This window comes from Streptococcus sp. oral taxon 064, from assembly GCF_001683375.1.
GTDB classification, from domain to species: Bacteria; Bacillota; Bacilli; order Lactobacillales; family Streptococcaceae; genus Streptococcus; species Streptococcus oralis_S.
The window spans coordinates 1942801-1954229 of record NZ_CP016207.1 but is presented as its reverse complement, the minus strand read 5'-3'; the positions used below and the strand labels follow the sequence as shown (position 1 = coordinate 1954229).

15 protein-coding genes and 1 pseudogene are annotated in these 11429 nt (G+C 40.2%); all 16 read left to right on the top strand.

Annotated features, from left to right (window positions below; translation table 11 throughout):
• Window positions 1–196: 196 nt before the first annotated feature.
• Window positions 197–457: pseudogene (locus AXF18_RS10240) on the top strand (methyltransferase domain-containing protein); the annotation flags it as partial.
• A 13-nt stretch (window positions 458–470) separates the two neighbouring features.
• Complete coding sequence (locus AXF18_RS09650) at window positions 471–1094, top strand: Type 1 glutamine amidotransferase-like domain-containing protein (RefSeq protein ID WP_000811174.1); 624 nt, start codon at window positions 471–473, stop codon at window positions 1092–1094.
• Window positions 1095–1250: 156 nt separating this feature from the next.
• Window positions 1251–1427: a 30S ribosomal protein S21 gene (rpsU, locus tag AXF18_RS09645; RefSeq protein ID WP_000048054.1), complete on the top strand. Its 177-nt coding sequence runs from the start codon at window positions 1251–1253 to the stop codon at window positions 1425–1427.
• Window positions 1428–1491: 64 nt separating this feature from the next.
• Window positions 1492–2454, top strand: a complete 963-nt coding sequence (locus AXF18_RS09640) for a hypothetical protein (RefSeq protein ID WP_065371909.1) — start codon at window positions 1492–1494, stop codon at window positions 2452–2454.
• Between the two features lie 136 nt (window positions 2455–2590).
• On the top strand, window positions 2591–3526 hold the full coding sequence (gene hprK, locus AXF18_RS09635) for an HPr(Ser) kinase/phosphatase (protein WP_000115190.1): 936 nt from the start codon (window positions 2591–2593) through the stop codon (window positions 3524–3526).
• A complete protein-coding gene (lgt, locus tag AXF18_RS09630) occupies window positions 3519–4307 on the top strand; it encodes a prolipoprotein diacylglyceryl transferase (RefSeq protein WP_065371908.1) in 789 nt (262 codons plus the stop codon). The genes hprK and lgt overlap by 8 nt, the downstream gene beginning before the upstream one ends.
• The gene (locus AXF18_RS09625; protein ID WP_009730340.1) at window positions 4308–4691 is read left to right on the top strand and encodes a DUF948 domain-containing protein; all 384 of its coding nucleotides are present in this window, start codon (window positions 4308–4310) and stop codon (window positions 4689–4691) included.
• A gap of 15 nt (window positions 4692–4706) precedes the next feature.
• Window positions 4707–5105 (top strand): YtxH domain-containing protein, encoded by a 399-nt coding sequence (locus AXF18_RS09620; protein ID WP_000517390.1) that lies wholly within the window; start codon window positions 4707–4709, stop codon window positions 5103–5105.
• 73 nt (window positions 5106–5178) lie between these two features.
• Window positions 5179–6309, top strand: coding sequence for a radical SAM family heme chaperone HemW (gene hemW, locus AXF18_RS09615; RefSeq protein WP_065371907.1), 1131 nt, complete (start codon window positions 5179–5181; stop codon window positions 6307–6309).
• Window positions 6310–6313: 4 nt separating this feature from the next.
• Complete coding sequence (locus AXF18_RS09610) at window positions 6314–7051, top strand: acyl-[acyl-carrier-protein] thioesterase (RefSeq protein ID WP_049490189.1); 738 nt, start codon at window positions 6314–6316, stop codon at window positions 7049–7051.
• A 10-nt stretch (window positions 7052–7061) separates the two neighbouring features.
• The gene (locus AXF18_RS09605) at window positions 7062–7835 is read left to right on the top strand and encodes a TIGR01457 family HAD-type hydrolase (RefSeq protein ID WP_065371906.1); all 774 of its coding nucleotides are present in this window, start codon (window positions 7062–7064) and stop codon (window positions 7833–7835) included.
• Window positions 7825–8442 carry a TIGR01906 family membrane protein gene (locus tag AXF18_RS09600; RefSeq protein WP_065371905.1) on the top strand — a complete coding sequence of 206 codons (618 nt, stop codon included), beginning with the start codon at window positions 7825–7827 and terminating at the stop codon, window positions 8440–8442. The genes AXF18_RS09605 and AXF18_RS09600 overlap by 11 nt, the downstream gene beginning before the upstream one ends.
• A 220-nt stretch (window positions 8443–8662) precedes the next feature.
• Complete coding sequence (locus tag AXF18_RS09595) at window positions 8663–9064, top strand: Spx/MgsR family RNA polymerase-binding regulatory protein (protein ID WP_000631261.1); 402 nt, start codon at window positions 8663–8665, stop codon at window positions 9062–9064.
• On the top strand, window positions 9065–9343 hold the full coding sequence (locus AXF18_RS09590; RefSeq protein ID WP_061866043.1) for a UPF0223 family protein: 279 nt from the start codon (window positions 9065–9067) through the stop codon (window positions 9341–9343).
• Window positions 9333–10106, top strand: coding sequence for an inositol monophosphatase family protein (locus tag AXF18_RS09585; protein ID WP_065371904.1), 774 nt, complete (start codon window positions 9333–9335; stop codon window positions 10104–10106). Before AXF18_RS09590 ends, AXF18_RS09585 begins: the two co-directional genes overlap by 11 nt.
• Entirely contained in the window at window positions 10107–11411 is a 1305-nt protein-coding gene (locus AXF18_RS09580; RefSeq protein WP_065371903.1) for an RsmF rRNA methyltransferase first C-terminal domain-containing protein, read from the top strand.
• Window positions 11412–11429: the final 18 nt, after the last annotated feature.

Below are 11429 nucleotides of genomic sequence, written 5' to 3'. Positions count from 1 at the left end.
AAGTCATCTAGTAAGTTGTTTTAGATACTTGATTGAAATGATTACATTCATTGCTATCTAAGAAGATGTCAGTCTAACAGAAAGAGAGAACCAATTGGTTCTCTCTTTTTGGTAATTGATTTGAAAATCGTCTAATTATTTTGCCTCAATTGTTCACTATCCTGCTAAAGTGGTATAATAAAGTTATTCAGAGGGGGCTCGAAGTTTTGATTTAATCACAGCCTTTCAAACTCATTTTCATTGGCAGGACCTAGAGGCTTCTTTTATGGAACTTTGAAGGATACTCAAATCAGACGGGATACTCTTACTAGCTTGTGAGTATAACAAGTTATCTTACTTTTTACCAGAGGTGCAAAGCGAAGAAGTATTTAGACGATTCTTATTGTTAATAGGGTTTGAGCTCGTAACTAGTCAAAGAAAGGAATCGTGGCTTCTTTATAAAATTGTTAAACATTAATGGAGGGACAGTCATGAAACAATTATTTTTATGTTCATACTTTGCTGGAGTCAAAAAGCTTTTTAGCGATTATGCAAAGGAAAAGAATCTAGAAAACAAGGTTTTATTTATTCCTACCGCTGGGAACAAAGAGGATTATACTGCCTATATCGATGAGGCTCAGCAAACATTCAAAGATTTAGGATTTGAGATAGAGGTTCTAGATATTGCTTCTTGTGATCGAGAAACTGCACAGGCAAAGATTTTCCAAAGCAAGATTCTTTATATCTCTGGTGGGAATACCTTTTATTTATTACAAGAATTAAAGAAAAAGCAACTCCTATCTCTTATCAAAGAACAAATAAGAGATGGGCTGATCTATGTGGGAGAATCAGCAGGGGCTATCATTACCGCCAAGGATGTTGACTACAATAAGCTCATGGATGACAAGACGGTAGCGAAAGAGTTATCGGATACAACGGGATTGAATGAAGTGGAGTTTTACATCCTTCCACATTATGGTGAGGAGCCTTTTACTGATAGTAGCAAGAAGACCTTTGAAACCTATAAAAATCAGCTCGACTTAATGCGAATGAACAATTCACAAGCTGTTATTGTAAATGATAAAGAAATAAAAGTTGTTTCTGAACAGGATTAAAATAATTTTTTTCGCTATTATGACATCTATTCTAATACGTTGTCCCTTTTAAAAAGAAAAGGGAAGATAATATAAGTTTATGTCAGTTTTCCCTTGACAAATATTCATTTTGCGTGTAAAATGGAATAGATCTTGAACTTGAAGGGAGTGAAAAAAATGTCTAAAACAGTAGTACGTAAGAATGAATCTCTTGACGATGCACTTCGTCGTTTCAAACGTGCGGTTACTAAAGCTGGTACTCTTCAAGAAACACGCAAACGTGAATTCTATGAAAAACCTTCTGTAAAACGTAAACGTAAATCAGAAGCAGCTCGTAAACGTAAAAAATTCTAATTTGAAATGAAAGGCTAGACTTGTCTAGTCTTTTTTTGCATAGTATTTAGAGGAACAAATTCTTATGAAAGAGTATATAAAAGAATATCAAAAGATGCGTGAAAATCACTTGGAAGATTGGGGTTATTGTGCTGATCCGATAGATTGGAAGGAATTTGAAGAGTCAAACCAAAGAATTTTTGAAAAGTATTTAACCGATTCAAAAGTATTGTCTGACAAGGTTTTAAGGGTTAAATTGTACAGTAGCTTATTGCTAGATGATATTAAATATTTTGCTTATTATGCTGCGTTTTTAGGTGGGGATTATACACAGTTAAACAATGCGCTATGGCAAACAGGAAGAACCGAGCTGCTGAGAGGCGGTTTGTTGGCAAGTGGAACCATTTATACAGATGGAATTTTGAAAGGCTTGATTACCTCTTTTGCTTGTAACGATTTTTCAGTCATTCCATCATTCATCCCCAAAGATTTACCCTTGTTGAAAGGAACCTATTATCCAGAAAATGTGATGAATCTTTTATACGCTCTTTATTATCAAGATGAAGAAAGATTATCCGAGTCTCTCTTGCGTGCACAACAGTTTTTAGAGAAGAAAAAACGAACTGGTATGGAAGAATTTTCTGTTCGGTATTTTATAAGTTTAGCAAGAAAAGATGCAGTTGCATTAAGTGAGTCCTTACAAAACTTATGTCAAGCTTATCAGAGGCGAGGTTACCCCTATGAAAAGATTGATAAGTGCTTTGCGGATGAGATTCATGGTCTATATCGTTTGGTACGATTTTTTGACCATTCCTTGTTCGAAGAAGTCAGTATGCCATCTCATAAGACTTTTTTGAAGGAGTTTGAAGAATGGCAAGTCCAAAATCAGTTTCCACAAGGTCAACAGTTCTATACCTATCCTCAAGATATGGCTGATGCAAACAGAATGTTAACAAAAGGTCTTCCAAGGATTTACTTAGAAAAATCTGGAAGGGACTTGGTGATAGACGTTGACCGATTTGCAGTAGATTTGTCTCGGTTGATTTAAAAGAGTACGAAAAGACTTCCTAGTCAAATCTTTTTCCAAGCAACATCAAATAAATACTGTAAATCCTGCAAAAAAAGGAAACTTCCACCTACAATCTGATATAATAGTAGGGAGAACTCGATTGAAGGAGGAAATTATGTCGGTTTTAGTAAGAGATGTCATTGAAAAACTCAGACTAGATATTGTCTATGGTGAAGGCGAATTACTTGAAAAAGAAATCAATACTGCGGACATTATGAGACCTGGTCTTGAAATGACGGGCTATTTTGATTACTATACACCAGAACGGATTCAGCTGTTAGGGATGAAGGAGTGGTCCTATTTAGTTGCCATGCCTGCCCAGAACCGTTATCAAGTTTTGAAGAAAATGTTTCTACCTGAAACACCTGCGGTTATCGTGGCTCGTGGTCTGGTAGTGCCAGAGGAAATGTTGAGGGCTGCTAGAGAATGCAAGATTGCGATTTTAACCAGTCGAACAGCAACCAGTCGTTTATCTGGAGAACTTTCTAGCTATCTTGATTCCCGTTTGGCTAAACGTACCAGTGTGCATGGTGTCTTGATGGATATCTATGGCATGGGTGTCTTGATCCAAGGAGATAGCGGTATCGGTAAGAGTGAGACAGGTCTTGAGCTTGTGAAGCGTGGACACCGTTTAGTAGCAGACGATCGTGTAGATATTTATTCTAAGGATGAAATGACTCTTTGGGGTGAACCTGCTGAAATCTTGAAACATTTACTTGAGATTCGTGGAGTTGGGATTATCGATATCATGAGTCTCTATGGTGCAAGTGCTGTAAAAGATTCTTCACAAGTTCAGCTAGCAGTTTATTTGGAAAATTATGATACGCATAAGACCTTTGACCGTCTAGGAAACAATGCAGAAGAACTCGAAGTTTCTGGTGTAACGATTCCGCGTATCCGAATCCCAGTAAAAACAGGACGCAATATCTCCGTTGTCATTGAGGCAGCTGCCATGAACTATCGTGCTAAAGAAATGGGCTTTGACGCGACACGTTTATTTGAAGAACGCTTGACAAATCTAATCGCTCAAAATGAGGTGAAACATGATTAATCCAGTCGCATTTGAAATAGGCCCCTTTGCTATTCGTTGGTATGCTTTGTGTATTGTAGCTGGTTTAATTCTGGCAGTCTATCTTGCCATGAAAGAAGCTCCTAAAAAGAAAATTCTATCAGATGATATTTTGGATTTTATCCTGATTGCTTTTCCAGTTGCTATTTTAGGTGCTAGGCTATACTACGTACTCTTTCGCTTAGATTATTATCTGCAAAATCCAGGTGAAATCATCGCCATCTGGAATGGTGGCTTGGCCATTTATGGAGGTTTGATAGCGGGCGCTATTGTCCTTTATATCTTTGCAGATAGAAAGCTGATCAATACTTGGGATTTCTTAGATATTGCAGCACCGAGCGTCATGGTTGCCCAGAGTTTAGGGCGCTGGGGGAACTTCTTTAACCAAGAAGCCTACGGTGCAGCAGTAGATAGTCTGAATTATTTGCCGGGCTTTATCCGTGACCAGATGTACATTGAGGGTAGCTACCGTCAGCCGACCTTCTTATATGAGTCGGTTTGGAATCTGATTGGATTTGCTTTAATCTTGATTTTTAGACGAAAATTGAAGGGAATCAGACGTGGTCATATCACTGCTTTCTACTTGATTTGGTATGGCTTTGGTCGTATGATTATCGAAGGAATGCGGACAGACAGCCTCATGTTCTTTGGTCTGCGAGTTTCCCAATGGTTATCAGTTATCCTTATCGGACTCGGTATTTTTATCATACTTTATCAAAATCGAAAGAAAGCCCCTTTCTATCATACAGAGGAGGAAAAATAAATGTTAGAAGTTGCATATATTCTTGTTGCGATTGCTTTGATTGTCTGTTTAGTCTATTTGACAATCACGATTCAAAAAGCAGGTCGTATGATTGATGAAACAGAGAAAACCATCAAAACGTTGAGCTCAGATGTGAACGTTACCTTGCATCAGACCAATGAATTGTTGGCTAAGGTCAATGTGTTAGCAGACGACATCAATATCAAAGTTGCGACGATTGATCCACTCTTTACGGCGGTGGCTGACTTGTCAGAGTCAGTTTCTGACCTCAACCAACATGCACGTGTTTTAGGTAAAAAGGCTTCATCTGCTGGTTCAAAGACTATCAAAACAGGTGCAGGCTTGTCAGCTCTTCGTGTCGCAAGTAAATTTTTCAAAAAATAAAAAAGGAGAAATCTTATGGGAAAACTATCCTCTATCCTTTTAGGAACAGTTTCAGGTGCAGCTCTTGCTTTGTTTTTGACGAGTGACAAGGGCAAGCAAGTTTGTAGTCAAGCTCAGGATTTTCTAGATGATTTGAGAGAAGATCCAGAATATGCTAGAGAGCAGGTTTGTGAGAAACTAACTGAAGTGAAGGAACAGGCAACGGACTTTGTGCTGAAAACAAAGGAACAAGTAGAATCTGGTGAAATCACTTTTGATAGCGTCCTTGACCAAGCTAAAAACTGTGCTCGACAAGCGACAGAAGCGTCAAAGGAAACCTTTAACAATCTCAAGGAGCAATGGCAAGAACAGTCAGCAACTCCAGACGTCGCTGAAGACCAAGAAGAAATCATCATCGATATTACTGAAGTATAATGCATCACCATCTCTGGTTTTTGGAGATGGTGATTTTTATCTGCAAGTCTGTCTTTGTGGTATAATAAATACTATGCAGAAAAAACCAACGTCCGCCTATGTGCATATTCCCTTTTGCACACAGATTTGTTATTATTGTGACTTTTCAAAAGTTTTTATCAAGAATCAACCAGTAGATAGTTACCTAGAGCATCTGCTAGAGGAGTTTCGTTCTTATGATATCCAAAAGTTACGAACTCTCTACATTGGAGGTGGGACGCCAACGGCTTTGTCCGCTCCTCAATTAGAAGTGCTACTGGCTGGCCTGACTAAAAATCTAGACTTGTCTGTCTTGGAAGAGTTGACGATTGAAGCCAACCCAGGAGACTTGGACGCAGATAAGATTGCAGTTTTGAAACAGTCGCCAGTCAATCGTGTTTCCTTGGGTGTGCAGACTTTTGATGACAAAATGCTGAAAAAGATTGGGCGCAGTCATTTAGAAAAGGATATTTATGAGAATATCGACCGTCTCAAACTGGCTGGTTTTGACAATATCTCCATTGATCTAATCTATGCTCTTCCAGGTCAAACTATGGCTCAGGTCAAGGACAATGTGGCTAAGGCTATCTCGCTTGATATTCCTCATATGAGCCTTTATAGCTTGATTTTGGAAAATCATACGGTCTTTATGAACCGCATGCGACGAGGGAAGTTGCCCCTACCCAAGGAAGAGTTAGAAGCGGAGATGTTTGAGTACATCATCGCAGAACTGGAGCGAGCTGGTTTTGAGCATTATGAGATTTCCAATTTCTCTAAACCCGGATTTGAAAGTCGCCACAATCTCATGTACTGGGACAATGCCGAGTATTATGGTATCGGTGCGGGTGCTTCAGGTTATGTGAACGGGGTGCGTTATAAAAATCATGGTCCTATCCGCCACTATCTCAATGCGGTAGAGGCAGGAGATGCTCGGATTACAGAAGAACACCTGAGTCAAAGGGAGCAGATGGAAGAAGAAATGTTCCTAGGCCTCCGGAAAAAATCCGGGGTTTCCGTGGCGCGATTTGAGGAAAAATTTGGACTGTCCTTTGATGAACTTTATGGCGAAATCATCAGAGACTTGGTTCAGCAAGGACTTATGCAGATCGACGGTGATCGTGTCCGAATGACAAAGAGAGGTCTCTTCTTGGGAGACACTGTAGCAGAACGATTTATTTTGGAGTAGAACAATGGGCTTAACTTATCAAATGAAAATGAAAATTCCTTTTGATATGGCGGACATGAACGGTCATATCAAACTTCCAGATGTGATTTTGCTGTCCTTGCAAGTATCAGGTATGCAGTCGATTGAACTGGGAGTTAGTGACAAAGATGTGCTAGAACGTTACAATCTGGTCTGGATTATTACAGATTATGCGATTGACGTGGTTCGCTTGCCTCGCTTTGCTGAAGAGATTACAATTGAAACGGAAGCATTGACTTACAATCGTCTTTTTTGCTACCGCCGTTTCACTATCTATGATGAAGCAGGTCAAGAAATCATTCGCATGGTAGCAACCTTTGTTCTTATGGACAGAGACAGTCGAAAAGTCCATGCTGTCGAACCGGAGATTGTTGCTCCTTACCAGTCTGAGTTTGATAAAAAACTCATCCGCGGGCCAAAGTATGCAAATCTAGAAGATCCGATCAGTAAAGACTACCATGTTCGTTTTTACGACTTGGATATGAATGGTCATGTCAATAATAGCAAATATTTGGATTGGATTTTTGAGGTCATGGGAGCAGACTTTTTGACCAAGTATATTCCAAAGAAAATCAATCTCAAATATGTCAAAGAAGTGCGACCAGGTGGCATGATTGCTTCAGCTTATGAACTCAAGGGACTAGAAAGCAAGCATGAGATTATCAGTGATGGGGAGATCAATGCCCAAGCTATGATTACTTGGCAAGAAATTGAAGGCAATTAGAAAGGACGATATGACTTATAAAGGTTATTTAATTGATTTAGACGGAACCATTTACAAGGGGAAAGACCGAATTCCGGCAGGAGAGGCTTTTGTCCATGAGTTGCAAAAGCGAGAAATTCCCTATCTCTTTGTAACCAACAATACAACTCGTACTCCTGAGAGCGTTCAAGAGATGTTGGCTCAGAATTTTAATATCGACACGCCTCTATCAACTGTCTACACGGCAACTCTGGCAACCATTGACTATATGAATGACTTGGGACTGGAAAAGACAGTCTATGTCATTGGTGAAGCAGGACTCAAGGATGCCATTCAGGCAGCTGGTTATGTCGAAGACAAGGAAAATCCAGCCTATGTGGTCGTTGGACTGGACTGGCAAGTCGACTATGAAAAATTTGCCACAGCAACTCTAGCTATTCAAAAGGGAGCCCACTTTATAGGAACCAATCCTGACCTCAATATCCCAACAGAGCGTGGTCTCTTGCCAGGTGCTGGTTCACTAATTACACTTATTGAAGTAGCAACACGGGTCAAACCAGTATATATCGGGAAACCGAATGCGATCATCATGGACAAGGCGGTTGAGCACTTAGGTTTTAAAAGAGAAGAATTGCTCATGGTTGGGGACAATTACCTGACGGATATCCGAGCAGGGATTGACAATGGTATTCCAACGCTCTTAGTGACAACAGGTTTTACCAAGGCAGAAGAAGTGGCAGACTTGCCAATCGCACCAACTCATGTAGTTTCTAGCCTTGCGGAGTGGAATTTTGATGAAAACTAAACTAACCTTTTGGGGAAGTATGCTCTTTTTCCTCTCCCTGTCTATTCTCTTAACCATTTATCTGGCATGGATTTTCTATCCTTTGGAGATTCAGTGGCTGAACTTAGCAAATCGAGTCTATCTAAAGCCCGAAACCATTCAATACAATTTTCATATCTTGATGAATTACCTGACCAATCCCTTTAGTCAGGTCTTAGAGATGCCAGATTTTCGTTCATCAGCGGCTGGTTTACATCACTTTGCGGTGGTGAAGAATCTCTTTCACCTAGTTCAGCTAGTTGCCCTAGTGACACTTCCAAGTTTCTATTTCTTTGTTAGAAAGATTGTAAAAAAAGGCTTTTTGCCCCTATATCGTAAAAGTATCCTAGCTCTAGTACTATTGCCTCTAATCATTGGCCTTGTAGGAGTGTTGATTGGTTTTGAGCAATTCTTTACTCTTTTCCATCAGATTCTCTTTGTGGGAGACAATACCTGGCTTTTTGATCCAGCAAAGGATCCCGTTATTTGGATTTTGCCAGAGACTTTCTTTCTCCATGCCTTTGTACTTTTCTTTGTTTTGTATGAAGGAATGTTTGGTTTCCTTTTTGTTATAGCTTCAAGGAAATAGTGGAAAAAGTTCTGTATTTTTAATAAAAAACGAGAGAAGTTGCTCTACTCCCTATTTATTGTTAGGTTATCCTAAAGATAAACTTGCAAAGCAGGAGATTTTTGCAGAAAACAGTCTATTTTCTATGAAAAAATAGGCTTTTTTTCTAAAAATACCTAGTCAAGCGCTTTATTTTTTTGTATAATAGAAATAGCAAGTATAGATAAAAGAAGAGAAAAGCATGATTACACTATTTTTATCACCGAGTTGTACATCATGTCGTAAGGCAAAGGCTTGGTTAGAGACGCATAAAGTGCCCTTTCAAGAGCATAATATTATGACTAGTCCTTTAACAAGAAAAGAATTACAACATATTCTTTCCTTGACCGAAAATGGTACTGATGACATCATTTCAACTCGTTCAAAAATTTTTCAAAAATTGGATATTGATGTAGAGAGTATCTCGGTATCAGAGTTGCTTCAGTTGATTGAGCAATATCCTAGTCTTTTGCGTCGCCCAATTATTATAGATACCAAACGCATGCAGATCGGTTTTAATGAAGATGAGATTCGTGCTTTTCTCCCTCGTAGTTACCGTAAACAAGAATTGAAAGAAGCAACATTGAGAGCTGGTATTGGATAGATGAACAAACAGTATAGTTACCCACTAGATTTGTCGTGGAGCACTGAAGAACTTGCTTCAGTGCTTTCTTTTTTTAATGATGTTGAAGCTGCTTATGAAGATAAGGTAGAAGCAAAAAAACTGCTAGATTCCTATAAGGAATTTAAGTCTGTTGTCCCGAGCAAAAGTGAAGAAAAGCGCCTAGGTCGCGAATTTGAGACGGCTAGCGGTTATTCCTGCTATCATGCAGTTCAATTAGCAAAAGAAAAAAGAGAAGGGAAGATTTCTCTTGGAAACTAAATTTGAATTTGCCAAACAGATTGTGCAGGAAGCTGCTGACTATATTTTGGAACACATGAAAGAAGATTTGCAGGTTGAGCGCAAGTCTTCACCTACAGACTTGGTGACGCGTTTGGACAAGGAGGTCCAGGAACTCTTGGTTGAACGGATCAAGTCCACCTATCCTGAGGATTTGATTTGCGCGGAAGAGGGTTGTTTACGTGCTGCAGTCGGTCAAGGTTCCGTTTGGGTGATTGATCCCATTGACGGTACCAATAACTTTGTCGCCCAGCAGGAAGATTTTGCTGTTATGTTGGCTTATTTTGAGAATGGTGTGGGCAAGTTTGGCATCATCTATGATGTCATGAAAGGTGATTGTTACCATGGTGGTGGTGCCTTTCCTCCTTGCCGCAATAATGAGCCCTTACCGCCTTTTAAAAAGAAACCTCTTCAAGAATTTTTAGTTGCTGGTAACTCAGGTATGTTTGAAAGCAATGAGTGGGGCTTGGGTGATTTGGGTCGAGCAGCGTTGGGTGTCCGTGTTTACGGCAGTGCGGCCATTAGTTTTGCCAAGGTTTTATCGGGTCGTCTTTTGACTTATATTACCTACTTGCAGCCATGGGATTACGCTGCGGCCAGTATCTTAGGGGAAAGTCTGGGTTATCGCCTTCTTACGGTATCGGGTGAGCCTGCTGATTTTAAAACGCGTCAGCCTGTCATGATGGTGCCAATCGAGATGCAAGAAGAGATTCAGTCTTATATCTACGAAAGGAAAGAGAACTAAATGCAATTTCCAGAAGGATTTGTTGAAAAATATGAAGCGATACTAGAAGACGAGGCAAGAGACTTTCTTGCCTCTTTTAAACAAGAAGCAGTTTCGGCTTTTCGGGTCAATCCCTTAAAAGAAAGTCAGTTATCGTTTGCAGATGCTATTCCCCATACACCTTGGGGGTATTATGGTAAGGTTTCTGGGAAATCTCCAGAGCATGTGACCGGTTTCGTTTATTCGCAAGAGCCTGCAGCCCAAATGGTGGCCCAGGTAGCTCAACCAATTCCTGGCATGAAGGTCTTGGACTTGGCGGCGGCTCCAGGTGGAAAATCCACTCAACTAGCAGCTTATCTGGCTAATCAAGGAGTCCTTGTTTCCAACGAAATCTCAAGCAAGCGTGCTAAAATTTTAGTGGAAAATATGGAGCGATTTGGAGCTACAAACGTTGTTGTGACTAATGAATCTGCTGACCGATTGGCCAAGGTTTTTAAAGGTTACTTTGATGTGATTGTCCTTGATGCACCTTGCTCGGGTGAAGGGATGTTTCGTAAGCAGCCCGATGCCATGGATTATTGGAGTACCGATTATCCTAGTCAATGTGCTAGTCTTCAAAGAGAAATTTTAGAAGATGCAGTGACCATGCTTGCAGAAGGTGGCAGTTTGGTCTATTCGACCTGTACTTGGGCACCTGAGGAAAATGAAGAAATAGTCCACTGGTTACTGGACACTTATGATTTTGAACTGCTTCCGGTTGAGCATGTGAACGGTATGGTAGCAGGAATTGATCTTCCTGAAACGGCTCGGATGTACCCTCATCATTTCAAGGGAGAAGGTCAGTTTGTTGCCCACCTGCAGTTTAAGGGACAAAATCCAGCACCTAAATTCAAGGCTAGCAAAAGCAATCTCAGTCAGGAACAGCTGGCCTTGTGGCAAGAATTTGCTCAAAATCATTTACAGGTCAATCTAACTGGTATCTTGCAAACTTTTGGAGACCAGCTCTATCTCTTGCCAGAGATGCTACCTGATCTAGGAAAACTCAAAATTGCCCGAAATGGCCTCCATCTGGGTACTTTTAAGAAGAAACGCTTCGAACCAAGCTTTGCTCTCGGATTAGCCTTGAAACCAAACCAAGTAAAACAAAGCGTCGAAATCAATGATAACGACTTTGTAAAATATGTGGCTGGTGAGACTGTTCAATTGTCTGAAGCTCGACCAAATGGTTGGTATCAAGTTGTGGTTCAAGGAAACGGACTAGGCTTTACCAAGGTAACGGGAAATGTTTTGAAAAATTATTATCCAAAAGGGCTCAGATTCAGGTGAAAAAGCTAGTCAAAGAGC